26 protein-coding genes are annotated in these 20193 nt (G+C 34.6%); 19 read left to right on the top strand and 7 right to left on the bottom strand.

Features of this window, described 5'->3' with window-relative positions; all coding sequences use genetic code 11:
* Positions 1 to 186: 186 nt before the first annotated feature.
* Genes ACFYKX_RS04050 through ACFYKX_RS04035 form a run of 4 tightly spaced genes read right to left on the bottom strand, consistent with a single transcriptional unit; the run spans position 187 to position 3605 of the window.
* Entirely contained in the window at positions 187 to 411 is a 225-nt protein-coding gene (locus ACFYKX_RS04050; RefSeq protein ID WP_389358288.1) for a hypothetical protein, read from the bottom strand.
* Positions 412 to 429: 18 nt separating this feature from the next.
* The gene (locus ACFYKX_RS04045; protein ID WP_389358287.1) at positions 430 to 1677 is read right to left on the bottom strand and encodes an MFS transporter; all 1248 of its coding nucleotides are present in this window, start codon (positions 1675 to 1677) and stop codon (positions 430 to 432) included.
* A 1-nt stretch (position 1678) separates the two neighbouring features.
* Positions 1679 to 2326, bottom strand: coding sequence for a TetR/AcrR family transcriptional regulator (locus tag ACFYKX_RS04040; RefSeq protein WP_389358285.1), 648 nt, complete (start codon positions 2324 to 2326; stop codon positions 1679 to 1681).
* 19 nt (positions 2327 to 2345) lie between these two features.
* Positions 2346 to 3605 carry a glycosyltransferase gene (locus tag ACFYKX_RS04035; protein WP_389358283.1) on the bottom strand — a complete coding sequence of 420 codons (1260 nt, stop codon included), beginning with the start codon at positions 3603 to 3605 and terminating at the stop codon, positions 2346 to 2348.
* Between the two features lie 276 nt (positions 3606 to 3881).
* On the opposite strand from ACFYKX_RS04035, the gene ACFYKX_RS04030 reads away from it, so the two are divergent.
* Positions 3882 to 4427 (top strand): GNAT family N-acetyltransferase, encoded by a 546-nt coding sequence (locus ACFYKX_RS04030; RefSeq protein WP_389358281.1) that lies wholly within the window; start codon positions 3882 to 3884, stop codon positions 4425 to 4427.
* Between the two features lie 63 nt (positions 4428 to 4490).
* On the opposite strand, the gene ACFYKX_RS04025 is transcribed toward ACFYKX_RS04030, so the two are convergent.
* The gene (locus tag ACFYKX_RS04025; protein ID WP_389358279.1) at positions 4491 to 5063 is read right to left on the bottom strand and encodes a hypothetical protein; all 573 of its coding nucleotides are present in this window, start codon (positions 5061 to 5063) and stop codon (positions 4491 to 4493) included.
* Position 5064: 1 nt separating this feature from the next.
* Positions 5065 to 5721 carry a hypothetical protein gene (locus ACFYKX_RS04020; protein WP_389358277.1) on the bottom strand — a complete coding sequence of 219 codons (657 nt, stop codon included), beginning with the start codon at positions 5719 to 5721 and terminating at the stop codon, positions 5065 to 5067.
* Between the two features lie 296 nt (positions 5722 to 6017).
* Between ACFYKX_RS04020 and ACFYKX_RS04015 the strand changes: the two genes are divergently transcribed.
* From ACFYKX_RS04015 to ACFYKX_RS03955, 13 genes are all read left to right on the top strand, one after another.
* Positions 6018 to 6617 (top strand): hypothetical protein, encoded by a 600-nt coding sequence (locus ACFYKX_RS04015; protein WP_389358275.1) that lies wholly within the window; start codon positions 6018 to 6020, stop codon positions 6615 to 6617.
* Between the two features lie 735 nt (positions 6618 to 7352).
* Positions 7353 to 7808 carry a hypothetical protein gene (locus ACFYKX_RS04010; protein WP_389358273.1) on the top strand — a complete coding sequence of 152 codons (456 nt, stop codon included), beginning with the start codon at positions 7353 to 7355 and terminating at the stop codon, positions 7806 to 7808.
* Between the two features lie 298 nt (positions 7809 to 8106).
* On the top strand, positions 8107 to 8337 hold the full coding sequence (locus tag ACFYKX_RS04005; RefSeq protein WP_389359039.1) for a DUF3888 domain-containing protein: 231 nt from the start codon (positions 8107 to 8109) through the stop codon (positions 8335 to 8337).
* Between the two features lie 96 nt (positions 8338 to 8433).
* Positions 8434 to 8631, top strand: a complete 198-nt coding sequence (locus ACFYKX_RS04000; RefSeq protein WP_188206660.1) for a DUF2281 domain-containing protein — start codon at positions 8434 to 8436, stop codon at positions 8629 to 8631.
* Positions 8621 to 8959: a type II toxin-antitoxin system PemK/MazF family toxin gene (locus ACFYKX_RS03995; RefSeq protein WP_389358271.1), complete on the top strand. Its 339-nt coding sequence runs from the start codon at positions 8621 to 8623 to the stop codon at positions 8957 to 8959. Before ACFYKX_RS04000 ends, ACFYKX_RS03995 begins: the two co-directional genes overlap by 11 nt.
* A 171-nt stretch (positions 8960 to 9130) precedes the next feature.
* On the top strand, positions 9131 to 9379 hold the full coding sequence (locus ACFYKX_RS03990; protein ID WP_389358269.1) for a hypothetical protein: 249 nt from the start codon (positions 9131 to 9133) through the stop codon (positions 9377 to 9379).
* A gap of 186 nt (positions 9380 to 9565) precedes the next feature.
* Positions 9566 to 10048 carry a hypothetical protein gene (locus ACFYKX_RS03985; protein WP_389358267.1) on the top strand — a complete coding sequence of 161 codons (483 nt, stop codon included), beginning with the start codon at positions 9566 to 9568 and terminating at the stop codon, positions 10046 to 10048.
* A gap of 195 nt (positions 10049 to 10243) precedes the next feature.
* A complete protein-coding gene (locus tag ACFYKX_RS03980; protein WP_389358265.1) occupies positions 10244 to 10648 on the top strand; it encodes a hypothetical protein in 405 nt (134 codons plus the stop codon).
* A 114-nt stretch (positions 10649 to 10762) separates the two neighbouring features.
* Positions 10763 to 11617 carry a GNAT family N-acetyltransferase gene (locus ACFYKX_RS03975; protein WP_389358263.1) on the top strand — a complete coding sequence of 285 codons (855 nt, stop codon included), beginning with the start codon at positions 10763 to 10765 and terminating at the stop codon, positions 11615 to 11617.
* A gap of 308 nt (positions 11618 to 11925) precedes the next feature.
* Entirely contained in the window at positions 11926 to 12702 is a 777-nt protein-coding gene (locus ACFYKX_RS03970; protein WP_389358261.1) for a hypothetical protein, read from the top strand.
* A gap of 195 nt (positions 12703 to 12897) precedes the next feature.
* Complete coding sequence (locus tag ACFYKX_RS03965; protein WP_389358260.1) at positions 12898 to 13086, top strand: hypothetical protein; 189 nt, start codon at positions 12898 to 12900, stop codon at positions 13084 to 13086.
* 156 nt (positions 13087 to 13242) lie between these two features.
* Positions 13243 to 13941: a class I SAM-dependent methyltransferase gene (locus ACFYKX_RS03960; protein ID WP_389359037.1), complete on the top strand. Its 699-nt coding sequence runs from the start codon at positions 13243 to 13245 to the stop codon at positions 13939 to 13941.
* Positions 13942 to 14343: 402 nt separating this feature from the next.
* Positions 14344 to 14943 carry a GNAT family N-acetyltransferase gene (locus tag ACFYKX_RS03955; RefSeq protein ID WP_389358258.1) on the top strand — a complete coding sequence of 200 codons (600 nt, stop codon included), beginning with the start codon at positions 14344 to 14346 and terminating at the stop codon, positions 14941 to 14943.
* 239 nt (positions 14944 to 15182) lie between these two features.
* Here the strand turns inward: ACFYKX_RS03955 and ACFYKX_RS03950 are convergent, their stop codons facing one another.
* On the bottom strand, positions 15183 to 16427 hold the full coding sequence (locus ACFYKX_RS03950; protein WP_389358256.1) for an ATP-binding protein: 1245 nt from the start codon (positions 16425 to 16427) through the stop codon (positions 15183 to 15185).
* Between the two features lie 560 nt (positions 16428 to 16987).
* Here ACFYKX_RS03950 and ACFYKX_RS03945 point away from each other — a divergent pair.
* From ACFYKX_RS03945 to ACFYKX_RS03925, 5 genes are all read left to right on the top strand, one after another.
* Complete coding sequence (locus ACFYKX_RS03945) at positions 16988 to 17464, top strand: SRPBCC family protein (protein WP_389358254.1); 477 nt, start codon at positions 16988 to 16990, stop codon at positions 17462 to 17464.
* Between the two features lie 468 nt (positions 17465 to 17932).
* Entirely contained in the window at positions 17933 to 18373 is a 441-nt protein-coding gene (locus tag ACFYKX_RS03940) for a YaiI/YqxD family protein (RefSeq protein WP_389358252.1), read from the top strand.
* Positions 18374 to 18403: 30 nt separating this feature from the next.
* On the top strand, positions 18404 to 18601 hold the full coding sequence (locus ACFYKX_RS03935) for a hypothetical protein (protein WP_389358250.1): 198 nt from the start codon (positions 18404 to 18406) through the stop codon (positions 18599 to 18601).
* Positions 18602 to 18814: 213 nt separating this feature from the next.
* Positions 18815 to 19231, top strand: a complete 417-nt coding sequence (locus tag ACFYKX_RS03930; RefSeq protein ID WP_389358248.1) for a flavoprotein — start codon at positions 18815 to 18817, stop codon at positions 19229 to 19231.
* Between the two features lie 131 nt (positions 19232 to 19362).
* On the top strand, positions 19363 to 20121 hold the full coding sequence (locus ACFYKX_RS03925; protein WP_389358246.1) for a phosphorylase family protein: 759 nt from the start codon (positions 19363 to 19365) through the stop codon (positions 20119 to 20121).
* Positions 20122 to 20193 lie beyond the last annotated feature (72 nt).

Below are 20193 nucleotides of genomic sequence, written 5' to 3'. Positions count from 1 at the left end.
ATCCTTTAGTTGTTTTTATCGCTCACTTTGTACTATTTAATCGAGTTAGCGGCCTTTCTATTTGGATGCAAACCTGTTTATGATTTACACAAAATAATTACTATTTTTAGAAGGGGAGTACCTCTTGCACATTACGAGCTATACTATACAGAGTATTTTGTCATTATCCTCATCCAATTGAGTCCCTTAGCGCCTAATGAGTTTGAAAACAAGTGGGATTGCTATAAAGAAAATCATATACTGCATGTATGGTAGTATGGTCTCTTGGAAGCCTTTTATCGCTTGAAATGATTCTTCTAGAGGTACTCCTAAAAGAAGGTTTAGGATTATAAATCCCCCTCCACCGAAAAGGGCGATACCAATGGGAATGGCGAGGGCAGAGAAGCCGATTAATACTATCTTTTTTAACACGGTTTACTTCTTCCTTTCTTAGAGAGCTGGTTCTTCAGACGGTGATATTTTCCTATAAATCTGCCTCACTCCTAGAGCGATAATAAGGGTCAGAATGCCGACGCCGAAGATGAGCAGGTATACCTGATGCGAAAATCCGTCCACCATGAAACCGAAAAGCATTTGACCAATTGGTACAGCGGTTGTTCCAACAGTGATTTGGATCGCCATGACTTTTCCGATTAGGTTGTTGGGTGTTTCTTCTTGGATTTTGGTGTTGATAAAGATGTTAACTACTGTTAATGCAAACATGACGAACATAGAACTTATTGTAACAATCAGATATTGGACAAAAGGACTGGAAATTAGTCCGGTTGTTCCGGCTGCCATGATGAAATAAACACCGGCACAGCCCAAAATCCAAAGATACAAATTGCTTACCTTGATCTTGCCTTTTAACATGCCAATGGTCATGGCGGAAAAAATGATGCTTATTGAAATGCCGGACTGCGTAAAGCCAAAGAATGTGTCTGGCATACCAAACAAAACTTTTATCATATATGGCAATCCCACAAAAAACATAGGGGCAATGAATAAGCTAACAATAAACGTGACCATAATACTTTTTAAGATGAAATGATTATCGTGAATGATATACATAAGTCCTTCTTTAATATCAGAGACGACCATTTTCACTAGCGGCTGAGGATGCCTCTTTTCAAATGGGATTTTAATGAATACTTCCATTATTGCAGCAAGGAAATAGCAAATCGCACATACGGTGACAATAGCTTTTATGCTCACGAAGCTGTACAAGACGCCTCCGACAATTGGTCCGATAAAGTTTGAAATGGACATGACGCCGGAAATGACACCGTTGCTTTTTAATAATAATCCTTTTGGTACGAGTACCGGGATGCTTGATTGCACGGCAGGTTGATACATCGCACTGATTAATGTTAGGGCAGTCATCAGGATAGCAATAGAAACGATGGTCACATTATTGGTTACGAGAATGATTGCAAAAGTGGCAATGAGTGTTCCGCTGATCACATCAAGGGTCACCATCAACTTCTTCTTATTAAAGCGGTCAGCAATGGCACCTCCGATAGGTGAAATGAATATAGTTGGCACAATAGATAGGGCCAATATCGTCCCGAAAATGGTGGCGGAACCCGTCAAATCCAGAATATAAAGGGACAGGGCAAATCGAAGGACAGAGGCCCCGAACATAGAGATAACCTGCCCGACTACCATAAGCTTGAAATGACGATTAAATTCTTTCATATTATTCTCCCACTAAAAGTTTTTGGAGTGCAGTTGATAATACGCTTATTTGCTTATTGATTTTCTCTGTTAATTCGTCCAATGTTTTAGAAGTAAGGTCTGGGTGATGAATCAGGCCTGTCATATACACTTCGATTAGAGTTAACACTTCTTCCTTATGCATGGTTGTCTTAAAAGTGCCGGTCTCTATCTGTTCTACTAAAAATGCAGCAAATGATTTCTGTAGGTATTGAAGATTGGACACTTCATTCAGTTGATCCTTCACAGTCTCAAATCGTGCAGGATCTTTTGAGTACAGGGAAACAAGTTCGTAATAAATTGACCCATCTGCCTTTAGGGAAGCAACGATGTGCTGTCCGATGATGCGAAGAAATTGGTCCAACTTTTCAACAGGCTCTGACTGACTTTGAAAAATGGCATCAACTCCCGCCTTTATCGATAGAGTTAAGGTTTCCTGGTTTAAAACCGCGACAAATACTTCATCTATATTAGCGAAATATTTATAAACGCCACCCTGGCTCATTCCAGACTCAATCACGATATCTCTCATCGCCACTTCATAGACGGGTTTTTTGCTACAAACACGCTTTGCTGCTTCTACTATTTCTGCTTTTCTCCGTTCTGCATGATCTGGTTTAACTTTTGGCATGAATCGTTCCCTCTTTCTGTTAAGATTGGTTATTCTTTATCGTATCAATAATAAGTTCCGCTGCCTTTTGGGCACCCCGTTCTGCTTTTACCTTCATTCCTAATTGATTTGCCTTTTCTTGAACAGAAGCTGTCTGGGTAAAGCGGATGGCATCTCCAAGTTTTTCCGCAGTCAATTCCTTTCTAGGAATAGATTTAGAGCCTACTCCCAATTCATTCATCCTTCTGCCCCAAGCAAACTGATCGTTTCCAAACGGAATTATCACTTGTGGAACACCGGAACGTAAGGCCGCAGCTGTCGTCCCAGCCCCGCCGTGGTGGACGACGGCTGACATATAAGGAAAGAGCCATTCGTGAGGAACACTCTTTACAAAGAAGACATCCTTAGTATTTGGTCTTTCTTCCATTCCTCCACCCGCATTAATGATGGCCCGTTTTCCTGTTGCCATTAGTGCTTCAAGTACCATGTCTGTAGATTCTTTAGCACGCTTCTTATCTCCCACACTGCCAAACCCGACATAGATTGGTACGTCTCCGGTGTTTAAGAATTGTTGCAACTCCTTGGGAGGCTGGTAGTCGCTTTGGTCTTCAATAAACCAATTTCCAAAAGAATGAACATGCTCCGGCCAATCCTTAGGAACAGGAAAGACGTTCGGACTTAAGGAAACGATGGTAGGGTTATTTTTGGTCCGCTGCTCTGGGTAAGGATTAGTGAATCCTTTTGGCAGCTGTCCGAACTTTTCTGTCCAATAACGCTTAAACCCTGTATTGGCCATCTTCCAAAATCCCTGCTCAAAGATAAGGTGTGTCAGTTTATTGGATAGCTTCCCAAGCCTTACCTTGTCATAAAAAATAATTGCAGGGTACTCATTGGTCGGAACCATAGGGAAGGGGGAGGCAAGTATGCTTGGGATCCCCATTTCTTTAGCCACAAAATACCCAAGAGGCGAACCCGGATGATACACAATCGCATCCGCTCCTTCGCACGCTTTATGTTGATCCTCCTGAGCACCCACCATTAAATCCATCAAGTCATCATTCTTTAAGCTTGAAAAAAACTTAAAAGGATTATCCGCCTCTTTCACTACACCACTTTCAATGATTTTGGCAACGTCCCCGCGGATCTTAGCATAATCAAATCCATAACTCTCCACCAATCCTTGATAAGACTCTGAAGCGGCAATTCGAACATCTATTCCAAGCTTTTTTAATTCTAACCCAAGTGCAATATATGGCTGTGTATCTCCGCGAGTCCCACTCGCTAGCATTGTAACTAACATGTAATAACCTCCTGTGATCAAGTAGGAATTAAAACGATAACTTTGTCGTTTTTATCTTATAACAACCCTGAAATAGAGTCAATAAAAAAACGACAATTATGTCGTTTTAGTTAGTTATTGGGTTTGGTAATGTACTATCCTAAAGGTTATAACTAAAGAATCAGTTTGCTGAAAAAGAGTTAATGAAAAAATAAGCACAAAATCTTTTCTACCTTCATAATTAGAAGTATAATATTATTCCGATAAAATAATTTCTTTATGTTTGGAGACAATTTAATGATTATTAGTTCACAAGTTTTTAATGTAAAAGATTTAAATTATACGATTAGATCTGCTATTAAAAGTGACGCAAAAGATTTGTCTGAATTACGATTACAGATTGACGGAGAAACGGAAAATATGGACAGAGAAAAGGGAGAAGACTTTATCGACCCAGCTGGATTTGAAAAAATAATTGAATCGGATACGAAACATGCAAATAAGTTATTTTTAGTTGCTGAAACAGATGGTAAGATAATTGGTTATTCAAGATGTGTAGGCAATGATTTAAAAAGATTCTTACATAAAGCTGAATTTGGATTAGGTGTGCTGAAGGATTTCTGGGGATATGGCGTTGGTAAGAATCTTATGAAAGAAACAATTTCTTGGGCTGATGTTAATGGTATTAAGAAAATAGTATTGTATGGTGTTCTTGAAACAAACGAAAGAGGCATTGAACTATATAAAGGACTTGGTTTTGAAATAGAAGGCTTACTGAAAAGAGATAGAATTCTCTCAGACGGAAAATACTATAACACATATATAATGGCAAGATATAATTAGAGACAAGGGGACAGGTACCTTGTCCCAACAAGAATGGGGACAGCGAACTGCTCATCTGTCCCCTCAATATTCAATCCAAAACCCGGCAATATTTAATCCCTTCATTTCATCTTCATTTGCGAGTTTCAAAGAACCTTTTGCAAATATGTAGTAGAAGTCAAAAGAGTATCCTTCGACAGGTAGGATCTCGACCTTTGTTTCCAAGAGGTCCTCAGCTGTTACTATGGAAGTCAATTTCACGCATTCGAAACTATGTATACATTGATATGTCTCTTTGGTACTAATGTAATCTTGGAATGAGTTCTGATGAGTCGGAACTCTTAACACATTGAAAATTAATAAAAATAGTAAGATCAGTACAAACTTCTGCCCACCTTTTGTTTTATCTTCTTTTGGCTTTAAACAAAGAATGATACCGACCATTGAATAGAGGGCAATCCAAGGCATCCACTTTATATCATAAATAATTCCTGCAAAGATCGAAATCAGTGACCCGAAATGGAGATAACGTGCTATGGTTGATAGGGATTCTGAACGAAACCTGCTCCAGTCGTTTTGTTCAGCCTTTATAAAAATCTGATAAAAGCTTGCTATAACAATGACTATCATAAATACAATGTCCAAATTAATCATCACTCTACAACCTCCTTACCTTTTCTCCTGCCTTTATCATGATGTTCACATATGAAGCAGATCCAGTCTCAACATGTTCCTTCATATTTGAAACATCAATCATCGTTTTAAGCGTAATCTGCTTTGTATCATTAGGTTCAATGTTTGCCTCATAGGGTGCATGGATACCCATAAGTGATACCATCTTTATATCCTCAAAGGGATAAGTTTCGTAAAAATCGATAGAGAAATTCACGTCGTCATTACTATAATTCTGAAAAGTAAACTCACATTCAGCCTGTATAGTATGGTCAGTAACCATGTCAAAACGGCATTCGCTTGTTTCTTCATCATATGAAATAGCATAGATCCCTGACGCAAGTGTTTTTTGATAAGAATCTGCCAGCATAGAAGGCAAAAGCATAGCTAATACAATCGCAAGCAGAACAAATCTCCCTGTATACTTTTTTAATGATCTTGCAAGGAAGAAAAGACTTGTGATTAGTAAAATTAATGAAGTGATCCCTACAACTTGTATCCCTTGAGTAGTTTGAATCGGAATATTTACTATGGAAAAGATTAATTCACCATATCGATATTCATGTGGAAATGGAAAGTTTAAAATTATGGAAATCACAAAGAGAATTACAGAAATAAACAGGAGTTTTTTATTTTTTAACATAATAGCCTCCTAGAAAATTAGATTAATAACAAGTGGATTCTGTGTTAAGGTTCCTTAACTTATTTTATAATTTATATAATAGTGACATTTCATTATTTTACCACAAGTTCAAAGGGAGGAACTTGACCTTAGAGAAAGCGTAATAATATGTGCCCGTCCTTCCTTCAAAAAACAATAGAAACGTCCCTTTGTTCTTTTGTTTCCTCTGCAAGAAGGAGATATAAATAGAACAAAGTTTACGAAAAGAGCCTTAATGAAAGATGAAATTAAGAATATGAAGAATGGGGAGGAGTATAATGAAAAAATTAATAAATCTAAATACGTTGTATATTTTAGCAGCAATCCTAGTTCTTGGTGTTTTGCTCATACCTAGAGCATGGGAAATTTATTCTTTTCGGACGCAGGGAATAAATTATTTTACCGATATTATTGAAAACTATCACAACCATGCACACCGGATTGAAGGTGAGTATACAATTGAGATTGATTTAAATAATTTGGAAGATAACAAAGGAAAGGTACTTTTTGATGATGGAGTAAATCAAATTTATGTGTCGAAAGTAATCGCTCATCATGCAAAGGAATATGAGTTGTTCTTTAGTTCAAGTGGGAGTTTTAGTTTAGGTGGTGGAACAATTGTTTCAGGTGTGGAGTACGAACATAATCGTGATGGTTTAATAAGTAATTTTCAAGCGAAAGGAAATGTAACTTATAGAGGTGATACTTATCAATTAAGTCACTCTGAATTTTCAGGCTTAAACGACCTTAATGTAGATGAGTTTAGCTTTTATTTGGAGTTACCAGACGAGATCGTTGCTGATTTAGATGAAGAAGGATTGATTGATGTGGAAGTTACAAATTTATATATAAATTTTTGGGCGAAGAAAGCATTTTGATCGAGCGGAGTCCGATTGCTTGTTGGAGTTGCGGTAGCTGTAATTAAGGAATCAGGGTAGCCTACAAGAAACCTAATCTTGTTTAAATTCTTTCTAATATATACGATGAAAAGATACTTAAAGAAATGTTAATTCATTCACCATTACTACAAAATCCACCATTTGATTTATTTATAGATACATGTTCTGTTGAGACACATGGTTGTAAATTGCTTTATGAGAAATTTAAAAAAGAGGAAATAGAAGGGATTATTTCCGTTGTAGTAAAATTTACTAGAAACCTGTTTTAACTATAAGGGGTGAAACTTTAGTGGACAGAAAATTAATAGGTCATAATATAGGTTCATTTGGGTCGGGTATAATGGCAAGTGCCATGATTTACCCACTGGGCTATTTAGAGTCAGAAGTTGTATTTCGTACAATGATTATTATAGCTACTACTTTTATAGTTTTGGGAATTTTAATACGGCCAACCATTACAAATAAAGACAAGATTAACTAAAATGTCTTTAAAAATATTTAGCTAATGGGATTGAATCCCACGGGTACTACGTCCTACCCCGACAACCGTTTCTTAAGACTATATAGAAAAAGGTCGACCAGAAATATTTGGCTAACCTTATACTACGAACGGGGGAGATAATCCCACCTTTTTATTGAACTAACGGGAAGTTTAATTTAATAGCAATTATTTTTACAATGTCTTATGATATATCTTTTTATTGAGGTGATTAAGTGGATCATGATGAGTACAAAGCATATTTGAAACAGCAATATTCCCATAAGATTCGACCGTTAAAATCAGTTAATGACGTTATCTCCGCATTTCAAAAAAAATTAGATCTTGCCGAAACAGAATTATCTGAATCCGAAATAATTTTCTTGAAAATGACAATTCTTAACTATACTCATGCACACAAAAACGACCCTATAATATCTAACTTGGATTACTTAAATTTCATTTCGTATGAAGTAGTAAAAAATGAAAAAAGTGATTATTACTACAATCATATAAAGATTAACTCTGGTAATGAAAGAATACTTTTCATTATTGAATCCCAGTTAAATGAAATAACCTCCAATTGCGAAGAACTAAAAGTGGATATGCTTATCGAACGTGGAATCGACACATCTCATGTTAAACAAGACACACCTGAGTTTTTTGCATATCTAATGCTTTTTGATAATTAATTAAACGTTAAACCTTTTGTTGCTAACGGGGTGCTAAAGCGGAACAAGGTGTTGTCGTTGTCGTTGCGGCAACTCCTATTGTGTGTGCTTAATACTTGTATAAATCATTTTAGTTTTAAGAAACTAAAATGAGGTGAATAAAATGAAAAAATGTCGGTAATGCTTTTGATTGGAATACTTTTAGTAATTTCTAATACAACAGTAAATGCCAAAACAATAAATGAAGCTGATACGGATTTATGCGAAACGCTAAAATTTGCACTAATAAGGTAGTCTAAGGGAACCAGTAGATAAAGCAATTATTGAAATTTATAAAGATAACCCCAATGCACCAGAAGGTCTTACTTGGGCTACATATGATACGGAAATCCTTAAAATAAAGCAATTGTATGGTGTTGTTGGATTATATGAGATAACGCTAAAAGTAAATCCTTATTATCGTGCTCATATTTGTTATGGGATAGACGAGGTTGTAATAAATACAAGCGGGGAACTAATTAGTTATAAACACTTGAAAATATACCCCTAAACTTCAACAATTGGAGCTTTGCTAAACACCAATGGTTTGAAGTAATTCAAAATGATATAATTAGATAAAATATTCATGAAAGAGGTGATGGACATCATGAATACTGCTAAGGAACGATTACTAAAAATTATTGATGAAATTCCAGAGCAAGAAGTCGATAAAATTTTAGACTTTGCTGAATATTTAAAGGCAAAAAAAGAAAAAAGTTTATCAGAAGATTTAACAAAAGCGAGTGAAAGTAGCATTGATTTCTGGGATAATGATATAGATGATGAGGTTTGGAATGATGCATAAACAAGGTGACATTGTTTTAATTCCAGTCCCTTTCAGTGACTTATCAAATAGAAAACAACGTCCTGTTCTCATTATATCAAACGATGATTATAATCAGATGACTGATGATATTCTTGTTGTTGCTATTACATCACAATTAAAAGACCTTGATTATTCAGTCGTGATTGAACAAAAAGACTTAGACGAAGGTGCTCTTAAAGTTACATCAGCAGTGAGAGCAGACAAAGTTTATACACTTTCAAAAAGAATCATCAGAAAAAGATTTGGAAAAGTGAACTCAGAAGTATTGAATAGTGTTCGAACTAAGGTACAAGACTTAATCAAATAATTCTAGACTAGATGGACTGCGAATAAGCAGTCCTTTTATGGTTATCAAATGATATATATATGTATTGTGAATCTTTTCACTTAAATTAACGGAGCGATACCTTAAGAAGGGGATCGCTCCTTTTTTTATTAAACTAACGAAGCAATTTATGGAATGAGAGGGGGTAGTTTAATGACAACGGCTAGTCAGCCATTATGGAAGAAAATAACGGCAGTGGCCCTACTTGTCCTTGGACTCATAGGTTTATTTAAAGGAAGAACTGAATTAGGTTTAATTGCTTTCAAAGTGATTATTCTTATAGCTTGTTTGGATTGGGCTATGAAGTACAGAGCAAGTGGGAAACAATCAAAGTTCTTTTTGGTAATGTCCATTGTATTAGGTATTCTAATTTTCATAAATCTCATCAATACCCTCTTTTAATGAAGTAATTTAATTTCTTAAACTAAAGGGACGTTGATCCAAGAAGGATTAACGCTTATTTCTATAGAAGTTACTCCTACTAACGTATAGGTTATTGAACTAGCAGGGTTTCTTTTACTTTAGAGTAGAAGTAGTTTTATCGAGGGTTTTAGCATTGCTAGAATTTAATATGGGGGAAATATCGTTATGAGAATTACAAAAGGAGTTATAGTCGGAATTGTTTTTGGTTTTGGTTTGTCTTTTTGCATTTCCTTTTTGTTTATGTTGATTGCACAGGGTTTGGCAGGTGGCTATACATCTTTATTTGGTAAGAGTTGGTTATATTACGCAACGATTTTTCCCTTTATGTTAACCTTTGCAATATTAGGACTTTATTTCACAAAACAAGAAAACGTTTCGAATAAAAAACTTAGGTTAGTAAGCCTAATAGCGGCATTATTTATCACACTATACAGTGGTACTATCGGTGCTTTATTTGGGGAGTATGTTGTAAGGGGAGGAAGTCTTAGAACTTATACATCGGGTGGATATACGGGTGTTAATGTAGAGGGTGTTTTAATTTGGGGAACAATTTATTCCTTTATTTTGCTTCCGTTCACTACCCCACTGGCACGTCTGATAATCCATGCGTTCTTGGAATTACTTAAAAAATATAAAATATCATATTAAACAAACGTGTGCTTAGTGTTAAGGAGAGAAGTTTAGCAAAATAATGAACATGTCAAATTTCCCCCATTCTGATAGTTTAATCGAACTGAAGATCTATTGAAGTAACGAAGCAGGTTAGTGAAGAAGCCGAAAAGTGAAGCTAAGTGAAATAGATACACTATAAAAGTTATAGTCTAACGGAGGTTGAAATTCAGAATGGACTCAAAGAAAGTATTTTTAATTGAACTACACGAATTAATTAAAAAAAGGTCAGAGATACGAAATCAACTTGTAGAACCATCAGAAGAAAACATTATATGGAATGAATTTAAGTTAAATAGAGAAGAAGAAGATGCTTTGAAAAAATGCAATTTTGATGATGTAGCTTTATCAGCTATTGAAAAAATAGTCAGAGACACAATTCTGGCAACATTCCACGATGCTTTCGCCTTATTAGACGCTGTTGGAGACCCAGAAATTGTTCAGGTAGATAAGACATGGCTGGGATTAACCCTAAGTGAACGTAAGCTGAATGAGGAAGAAGAGGATGAGGGATTTTTGCACGATGAGATTTATGGTGCTTATTGGGATTGGTTGGAACAAAGAAATAAAGGTGAATAATTGCTGTTATGTTAAACAAACGGGAAGCGAGTGTTCAATAAGAGCATTCGCTATTGACGAATGGAGAAGCTTAGTTGCCTTCAATTTTATTTGATTATGAATGGAGTGTTGAAAATGAAGTTTATAGTTTATGATAATGCTCATGATTTTGAGAGAAAGATAGAGTCCTTTTTAATGGAGAAGGAAGATGTATTCAGTCTTTTTTACGGTGTACTGCAAGCGATTAAAGCTGGTCATTATGAGAATCCATTTATGGCAACAATTGAAGAAGATGGAAATGTATTAGCGTTTTTCCAAATGACACCCCCGCACCCGTTAAATCTTATTTTTGTGGATGAAAACCGTTTAGAAGAACTAATAGATTTCCTCATAAGAAATATGGTTGAACTTAAAATTGAATTTCGTTCGATAATCAGTTTGAAAGAGTGGGCATACAAGGTCGCGAAGAAGTGGGAAATTAAAACCGGTAAGGCTCATCAACTGCTTATGGATCAGGGATTGTATCGTTTAAATAATATCAATGAAGCGCTTGAACATAGTCCCGGTTCTTGGCGTAATGCGGAGAAAAGTGATTCTCCACTTATCGAGAAGTGGTTTAACTCGTTCGAAAATGATGCCGGACTGCCGATTTCTCCAATCGAACAAGTAAAAAAACGTGTTGCAATGTTTCTAAAAGAAAAAGAGATTTTTATTTGGGAGGATAATGGAAAAATTGTATCTATGATGAAGAAGTCTCGCCCTACAAAGAACGGTGTAACCGTAGGTTTGGTTTACACGCCAAAGGAAGAACGCAAAAAAGGATATGCTCGGTCGCTTGTTACGGCCGTATCAAGAGAACTACTTAAAGACTTCAACTTTTGCGTCCTGTACACAGATATGATGAATCCGACATCAAATAAGATTTATATGGAAATTGGCTATGAAAGGATTGCAGACTCTGTTCATCTCGGTTTTGATATAGGTGAGTAATTTTGTTTCAATAACTAATAAAATATCGAATCATATATATGGATAAAGTAAATTTTAATAGGTTCTTTGTTCATTATTTTTGGATTTTTTTCATCCTATCACCTAATTAAAGAGGAGTTTGGGAAATCAGCTATTGATCAAACGGAGGCGAATGTTCAATAACAATTTGGGTCAGCTACGGCTGCTCTTTTTTTAAGGGTCGTATATTTTAACTACATTGGGTGTTACGTTTAGGAAAGTCCATTTGGAATTTAGTTTTAATCAAAGGGTAAAATACATAGAAACTACTTCCAAAGGTGGCGATTGCCATGAAAAAGTTAGTCTGGTCAGTCACAATATATATAATGTTTACTGGATTATTCTCATCAACGCAATTAGCAGTGGCAAGTTTTCAACCGACAATAAAAGCACACGAAGTTTTATCCATTCAAGTAAACCGTTTAAACGGAGGTACTCGTACATTTAAGTTTAACGATGGCTATGAAGAAGTAATCATAAATAGGGTAGTAAAATGGATAAACACATCAAGTTTTGCAGAAGGACCAACTGATTTAAAACTAAATAACACTCCTATCTCTAAATTGAAAATAAGAATGGAAAATGGGGAAGTTGCAACTATTGAACCTGCCTATAACTGTATTTCTGAAAAACAAGAGAAAAAATGCACAATAGCAGATGGAGAGGTCATATATACGAAAAATAAAGCGAGAGTCAGATTAAAGTCCTTAGATCTGTTTGATTGGATTTTAGTTGGATGGAAGTTTGAGAGTGTGGGTGCACCAAAAGAGGAGTTACTTGAAGAAACCTTATATACAAGGTATTTTTCCTATCTGGGCAAATCTTATTTAGATTTTATTATGTGCCCAAAAATAGATAAAATCGAAAGAATTAATGGTGATACAAGGAGACATATCATCCATGCAAGTGCATTAAATTATAGTGCACACCACGGTGAAGAACCCTATGACAGAATTCATATTACGTTGACCGATACTCCTGATAATGGTGTTAAGATAAACCAAGTTAGAATTGAAAAAGGTATTCCTAGCAAAGAAAGTCGTATTCAATGTAGACGAGAGAATTAAACATTATTGCATTAACGGGAACAAGAGTTAAACAAATGATCATCAAATTGATGGTCTTTATTTTTTTGAAAAACGTTTTGAATATTATTTTATTAAGATATAAAGATCTTGGGATAACGAAGCAGGTCTGTTCAATAGCGATTATGGTATAATCTGTATTAACATATAATGGATAATAGAAGGTGAGGTAAACCAATGAATTCTTTTCTAATTTTTCTTATTCTTATTTTAACAGTTGTCATTGACTACTATTGGCTTGATACAGACCTGAAAAGATGGGGATGGATGAAAAAACGGTCTAAAAGAAATAAAGTATTATTTTCCACTGGATTTATTGCAATTTCAGGTTTGATTTATTTGGGTTTGAGTATTAAATACTTTTAAGGTTTAAAATTTTTATTTTCGTGTAACGGGGGTGAATGCTAAACAAAGGTATTCGCCTTTTCTTGTTGAAGTAAAGGACCGGTTTAATACAAGAAGGAATATCGCATTTTTTGATTGAATTTATGTTGTATTAATGGAGGTGAAGTTGTGAAAGAAATGGTAATAGGAACATTTAACCAACTTGCCAAGGTTTATGAAAATAGTGTAGACACAACCAGCTTGTATAATAGCGAATATGAGAGACCAACAATGTTAAAACAGTTGCCAGAAAACTTAAATGGAAAAAATGTATTAGATGCTGGCTGTGCTGCTGGCTGGTATACTAACAAATTAGTCAGTAAAGGAGCTAATGTTGTGGCAACTGATATTAGTCCTGAAATGGTTAACTCAACAAAGAGGCGGATTGGGGAAAAGGCAAAGGTTATTTGTCTAGATTTAGAGGATGAATTACCTTTTGATGATCATTCTTTTGATTTAATTATAAGCTCACTAACTCTACATTATTTAAAGGAATGGGATTATACCTTTAGTGAATTTCAGAGGATATTGAAGCCAAAAGGTATCCTTTTGTTTTCGGTACATCACCCTATTACAGATATAAAATTACTCCAAGACCCCAAATATTTCTCAACTGAATTAATAATTGATAAATGGAATAAAGAAGGTAAATTATATGAAGTGCCTTTTTATCGAAGACCTCTAAGTGATATTTTAAACACAACACTTAAATATTTTTCTATTAAAGAAGTTATTGAGCCTCAGCCTACAATGACATTTAAAGAAAAAGCACCTAAAAGTTATGATCTACTTATGAAGAGTCCACAATTTTTAATTATAAGTGCAACTTCAAATTAAGGATATAACTTTATTGAAGTAAAGGTGGCGAATGCTTAACAAGGTATTCGCTTCTTTCATTATAGTCTAGAAGCAGTTTACTTAAGTGAAAGAGATGTCGTTTACTCAAATCTGTTAAACTTGGATTAAATAGACACTATTCAGTGCTTGGAATAGCGTTAAGAGGGTAGAACCTCTTTTTCAAAAGAGAAAAATATACATAATTATTAGCATCCAATCCAGTTTTAGTGTGGGGGACACAGAAGGTAAATCCATAAAGCAGCGTATTTGCCAAAGTTCCTTTTATTTATGCTAAAAATACGGATTTGGGCTAGTAAGTCAGCATGATAAAGCAATCGAAAGTTTTGAAGAACTGTTACGTATTTACTAGTAAAGTATTAACAATTTTTAGTAGGTGAAGATATGATTATGTATGAAGGAACGCCCAAAATAGAAACAAAACGCCTAACTCTTAGAAGGTTAGAACACATCGATGCCCAAAGCGTCTATGATAATTGGATTTCAGATGAACGCGTTACAGATAATAGAATAAATGCAGCACACAAGTCTATTTCGGAAACAGTCGAGAGACTAGTTAAGATTGTTAGTGGATACGACTCGAAAGATTTTTGTTATTGGGGAGTTGAATTAAAGTCCTGTGGTGAATTAATTGGAGAAATAGATTTATATAATTTCGACAGTTCCACTGGGAATTGTGAGGTAAGTTATTCCATTGGATATAAATGGTGGAAACAGGGTTATGGTACTGAAGCTTTAAGGGCTGTTGTGGATTATGGTTTTAGGTACATGAACATACACAAAATTTCCGCAGCACATAACACTGACAATCCTGCTTCAGGAAAAATTATGAGCAAAGTAGGGATGGTACAAGAAGGAATAATAAAACATATGATACGCAATTCGAAAAATCAATATAAGGACTGTGCCATTTGGGGGATTCTACAAGAAGATTATCTTAAGAATAATGACAATGGACAACCCTATATGACAATAAAAGACTAACTCATAATCTAAAAAGTAGAATGAATTAAACAAAATAGAGACGGTGTATGAAAGATGATTCATTTTCTTTTATAGGGTAAAGTAAATGTTTTTGGAATCAGTTTATCATATAGAAACAAGAAGTTTATATGGAATCTAATCATCTAATTTCATAAAAGGGTTGGAAGAGTTGACGATCATGACTGATTATCAACTCTTTTTAAAAAACAGATTAATAGAATAATCATCCTATCTATTTTTCAAAGAAAGGGTAATTTGATAATAAAAGTGGTTCCAACTCCCTTTTCACTTTGAACGGTTATTTTCCCTTTCATATCTCTGATAATTTTATAAGTAAGTGCTAATCCAACCCCTGTCCCTTTATCTTTTGTAGAATAATAAGGTGTCCCTAGTAGTTCTACTTGTTCTTTTGACATCCCAATCCCGTTATCTGCTATTTCTATATAGATATTACTTTTTAGTTGATAAGCACGGACTGTTAATGTTCCGTTTTTATTTATAGCTTCTACACTATTTTTCATGATGTTTAAGATGGCTTGTTTAAATTCACTTTTTTTTCCCTTTGTGAGTATGCCTTCTTGTATGTTTGATTCAATAGCAATATTATTGGAATTCGTGTAAGAAGTGATAATATCTAACATAGAATGTAATTCCGCAGTCACATTTAGCTCTGAAAAGTCTTCAATAGATGTAGGTTTAGCTAATGACAAATAATCATTAATTACATCTTCAGCGCGTTCTAGTTCTGATAAAGAAATTTCTATATACCTATATTGACTTTCATTCAAATTTTTCTCTTGAAAGATCAATTGTAAAAAGCCTTTTATAGAAGTCATAGGATTTCTTACTTCATGGGCAACAGATGCTGCTATTTGACTTACTAAATTCAACCGCTCCGCACTTTGAATTCTCTTGTCAAATATAATCTGTTTATCTAAATTTTCAATGATAAATATAAGGATTATTAGAGTAATCCATGTTAGGATCGAAAAAATAAACATAAAAGATAACTGATCTAATTGACCCGTGATTGTAAGAGTGATCATTCTATTAAATGAACTAAACCCACATAATAAACTTATAACTAGCAATCTTCTCCTTAATGTATAAGGTTGAAATTTTGCCGTTAATACTACAAAAAATAATACTAACAGTGTGTAATTTATCAGTGTGACGTAAAGACCGGCTCCACCAATTGAAAATCTAAATAAGAACATGATTATAATTAGGGTAATTCCTGGTTTTACCCCACCGTAAAGCAACAAGAAGAGGATAGGAATGACTCTAAAATCATATAAAAACCCTTCCGAAAACTCAATCGGGTTGGACATAGTAAGAATAAGAATCGTTAACGAGATATACAGTAATTTTGAGTTTATTTTTTCCCTAAATTGTTTTTCCTCCCTAATAAACAAATGGTAAACAATAAAAGGGAGAAGAACGATTAAAATATGATATGAAACTTGTTCAATTAACGATAACAAGGCAAAACCAGTCCTCTCAATAAAAAAACATATAGGGGTTATAATATTACTTTTGCAAGGATTATTTTATTTCTAGTTAAGCGACTAATATTAATGTATGTAGTACTTATTATCTACATATATATGGGAATTGTGAATACATTCGACAAAACTATATAATATTCAACATTCGGAATTTGACGAAGGCATTAGCTGAAAAAGAAGACTGAAAATAGATTGATCATTTAAGGTGGGAAAGCAGAAGAAGCGATGAATATTTACATGTGTCATTGAGGAGTCTTAAATTACAAGTACTGTTAGATGACGTGGCTAATGAAGCTGGACCTGAAGATCCGTAATGTAGGCTACATTTACCTTGAAAGAGAAGGGATATATGTGTATTGTGAGCAATAGCAAGGATCAATTCACTCTTACACTTTTTTCCTATTGAAATAAAGAGCACTTTTTAAAAGGAAAGTCTCCAGCTTTTAATTTAATACATAAGTAAATTAGCTAAATGATTCTCGAATCAATGTGTAAGAATATGAAACTGTAATACATTTGAAAATAGGAGGTAAATTGTGAGTAACTATGGCAGTCTCCATGAAAAAGAAGGAAGGCAAGTTTTGGTTTTTGAACGTAAATATCCATTTAGTCCAGAAAAAGTATTTCGTATTATAACGGACCCTGATTACTTCACTAAGTGGTATCCATTTGCAACTGGGGATATGGATCTTAGTACTGGTGGAAAGATAAAGTTCGATGATGGTGAAGGCTCAGTCTACGAGGCAGTTATTACCGAATTTAATCCCCCATATTCTTTTTGTTTTAGAGAAGTTGATGACTTGTTAGATATAAATATACATGCATCGAATCAAGGATGCATCATGACATTTAGACACACCTTTGATAATCGTGAAATGGCGATATACATAGCTGCAGGGTGGCACAGATGCTTGGATGTCCTTGGTCAATTAATCCATGGTCGCCCAATAGAATGGGAAGATAATGCACTTGAATTACGTGAATACTACAAAAAAAATCTGAATGAAGCATAAGGATTTTTAGATCAACTCACATATATGATAGCTCGAATGCACGATAAATAATACGATCAACAATTAGTTGGTCGTCTATTTGTTTTTGGAATTCATGCATGCAGATTGAAGAGCTTCTATAATCTACAATCGTTTTCGTTGAGTAATCAGGCAATTCAATAAATAGTTGCAAACAAGGTAGTATCTATGTGAATTATAGGTGATAAGGATTCCTACTGCTGTAACCATTTTTCTAACTATTCATATAAGAATTATAATTAAATTTCCTTAAACTATAGACAGTTTTAATTGAATAAATAATTCATCATATCTCAGTACGCATTAGATCTTTTTGTGCAACAAATATCTTCAGTTACAGGTGAATTTGTGAAAGAATGTACTTAAGATATCGGAGTAGGTTAGTGGAAGAAGTGGACTAAATTAATCAGTTAAATAGCAAGTCAATCTTCTTAACAGGAGGAAAAATAGATGAAAATTTATGTGGATGCAGATGCTTGTCCGGTGAAAGATATTATTATTTCTGAAGCAAGGAAGTTAGAGATCCCGGTTATCCTTGTTACAAGCTTTTCTCATTTTTCAAATGCAGAACAGCCATCAGGAGTGGAAACGATTTATGTTGATTCTGGAGCAGATGCTGCAGATTATCGGATTGTGAAGTTAGTGGAAAAAGGAGATATTATTGTGACTCAGGATTATGGTCTTGCGTCGCTAGGTTTAGCAAAAGGAGTAATCGTCCTCCACCATAAAGGATTTAGTTATACAAATGAAAATATTGACCAATTATTGCAAACACGTTATTTAGGTGCAATGGCTCGAAAAAGCGGACAGCGAACAAAGGGACCGAAGCCATTTACTGCAGAAGACCGGGAGCAATTTAGGGAACTTTTTAAACAGGTTATTTCCCGATGAAAATTAGGATTAAAAAAGGAGATATATATTTTGAAGTACATAAAATCGCAAATGCAACAACTCATTAAGGAAAATAAAGAACTGCATACACGTTTTAAAGAACTGAAAGCAGAACATGGACTTGAAAAAAACAATGCCCTCAAGGCCTTATACCATTCAGAAGTTGCCGATGGAGGAAAGTTCCAGGTAGCTTACCAAGCACTTGATCAGCCTAAGCCAAAAAAGTAGGAGTGTAATTATTTGTAGTTACTTTTAATGGTATCCTAAATATTGGAAAAGTCTAAAGCGTCTACACTTGTTACTATATTTATATATATTATGAGTGGCATGTAGAAACCAGTTAGCCATTCTTCTTGTGTCCGAATAGTATAAAGCAACTTCAATAAAGGAATATCAATCCACCATATAGAATTGTATTGAAAGTGAATTTAGGGGGCTTTTATGGATAATCTATTTAGAAATTTTCTTGATAGTTATTTAGATGCTTGGCGTTCTTCCTCTTTGCCTCAATTAAGAGATTTAATATCGAGAGATTACAAAGCCAGAGAGATTACGGATGGAGATATAATTGATTTTGGATTTGAAGAATCAATACTTGGGTGGGAACAAGGTTTCAATTTTGCAAAAGAAAATAATGCAGAGTGGGAACTCAAAGAAATTTCTACTATCCCATTGAGGGCGGATGAAACATTGGTTATTATATCAGCAACCATGATTTTACAAGGCAAGAGCTTAAATACTGCACACTTATTTTTTCAGACCTTTAAAAAAGATACTTATGATGGTTGGAAACTAATAAGAAGTTATATTGAAGCAGGAATCCCAATGGATAATATAAAGAGATTTCAATTGAACTAACGGGAGCAATAGCTGAATAAGGGGCTGTCGAATGTGACAGCTCCTATTGGCGTTAAAGAGGCAGTTGTTGAATAAAAGGATTTTTATCTTAAAAAGGTTTGTAATCAATTTTATTAGGGGAAGGGATGTACTTGAAGTTATATGGTGATTTCACAAAACAAGACTGGGTGCAGATGTTCGGAGTTGCCGAAAATCAAATACCATTATCATTCGTCATTCATGGTGAATGGAATCATGATGATAATTTGAAAATTTGGAAACAAATTCTTAAAGAAGAAGTATGGGTTCCAAAATGGAATACAGTCATTGGAAAATATAGTTGTACCAATATTGGGTTTGCGAATGTATTTGGTGGTCCAATGGCTACAACAATTGTCCATCAATTTGGTTCAGCAGGAACAGAACTATTTATTCAAACTGGTTATTTTGGTGGCTTATCACATGAAATTAAATATGGTGATATTCTTATTGTTAATCAAGCTGAAATGCAAGACGGTGTTTCACATTGGTATCTTCCAAATCAGACAATAGTTAAAGCGGATGAAAACTTAGTAAATGCTGCAATTGATTACTGCGAAAAAAAAGGTTATAGCTATTCTACTGGGAGTGTACTATCAACCAGTGCTATGCTTTTAGAAACAATAGAAATGATAAACCATTGGGCTTCTAAGGGTCATGTAGGTGTAGATATGGAAACAGCTACAACATTAGCAATCGCAAAGAGATTTAATAAAAAAGCGATTGGTTTATTAAACCTATCAGATCATTTAATTCAAGGAGATACTCTCTATTCTTATACAAAAGAAAGAGAAAAGATTGAGGCTGAAACGGATGAAAAAATTAGAGATTTAGCCCTATATTTAGCTACTAATTCAGAAAAATTCATATAATGATATTTCTCTACGGGGACTTATCTTCAAGCAGGAGATTAGGTTTTTCTTATTGAAAGAAAGGAACAAGTG

The sequence above is a fragment of the Cytobacillus spartinae genome (assembly GCF_042865285.1).
In the GTDB taxonomy this organism is placed as follows: Bacteria; Bacillota; Bacilli; order Bacillales; family Cytobacillaceae; genus Robertmurraya_A; species Robertmurraya_A spartinae.
Note: the sequence above shows the minus strand (reverse complement) of the source record. Positions and strands in the feature narration are given on the sequence as shown.

Bases quoted from the DNA above. Each gene is read 5' to 3' on its own strand.
- ACFYKX_RS03955 (WP_389358258.1), top strand. From the start codon at position 14,344: ATGATTATGTATGAAGGAACGCCCAAAATAGAAACAAAACGCCTAACT.
- ACFYKX_RS04030 (WP_389358281.1), top strand. From the start codon at position 3,882: ATGATTATTAGTTCACAAGTTTTTAATGTAAAAGATTTAAATTATACG.
- ACFYKX_RS03995 (WP_389358271.1), top strand. From the start codon at position 8,621: ATGATGCATAAACAAGGTGACATTGTTTTAATTCCAGTCCCTTTCAGT.
- ACFYKX_RS03940 (WP_389358252.1), top strand. From the start codon at position 17,933: ATGAAAATTTATGTGGATGCAGATGCTTGTCCGGTGAAAGATATTATT.
- ACFYKX_RS04035 (WP_389358283.1), bottom strand. From the start codon at position 3,605: ATGTTAGTTACAATGCTAGCGAGTGGGACTCGCGGAGATACACAGCCA.
- ACFYKX_RS04020 (WP_389358277.1), bottom strand. From the start codon at position 5,721: ATGTTAAAAAATAAAAAACTCCTGTTTATTTCTGTAATTCTCTTTGTG.
- ACFYKX_RS03980 (WP_389358265.1), top strand. From the start codon at position 10,244: ATGGACTCAAAGAAAGTATTTTTAATTGAACTACACGAATTAATTAAA.
- ACFYKX_RS03975 (WP_389358263.1), top strand. From the start codon at position 10,763: ATGAAGTTTATAGTTTATGATAATGCTCATGATTTTGAGAGAAAGATA.
- ACFYKX_RS04045 (WP_389358287.1), bottom strand. From the start codon at position 1,677: ATGAAAGAATTTAATCGTCATTTCAAGCTTATGGTAGTCGGGCAGGTT.
- ACFYKX_RS04015 (WP_389358275.1), top strand. From the start codon at position 6,018: ATGAAAAAATTAATAAATCTAAATACGTTGTATATTTTAGCAGCAATC.
- ACFYKX_RS03960 (WP_389359037.1), top strand. From the start codon at position 13,243: ATGGTAATAGGAACATTTAACCAACTTGCCAAGGTTTATGAAAATAGT.
- ACFYKX_RS03990 (WP_389358269.1), top strand. From the start codon at position 9,131: ATGACAACGGCTAGTCAGCCATTATGGAAGAAAATAACGGCAGTGGCC.
- ACFYKX_RS03930 (WP_389358248.1), top strand. From the start codon at position 18,815: ATGGATAATCTATTTAGAAATTTTCTTGATAGTTATTTAGATGCTTGG.
- ACFYKX_RS03985 (WP_389358267.1), top strand. From the start codon at position 9,566: ATGAGAATTACAAAAGGAGTTATAGTCGGAATTGTTTTTGGTTTTGGT.
- ACFYKX_RS03965 (WP_389358260.1), top strand. From the start codon at position 12,898: ATGAATTCTTTTCTAATTTTTCTTATTCTTATTTTAACAGTTGTCATT.
- ACFYKX_RS03970 (WP_389358261.1), top strand. From the start codon at position 11,926: ATGAAAAAGTTAGTCTGGTCAGTCACAATATATATAATGTTTACTGGA.
- ACFYKX_RS04000 (WP_188206660.1), top strand. From the start codon at position 8,434: ATGAATACTGCTAAGGAACGATTACTAAAAATTATTGATGAAATTCCA.
- ACFYKX_RS04040 (WP_389358285.1), bottom strand. From the start codon at position 2,326: ATGCCAAAAGTTAAACCAGATCATGCAGAACGGAGAAAAGCAGAAATA.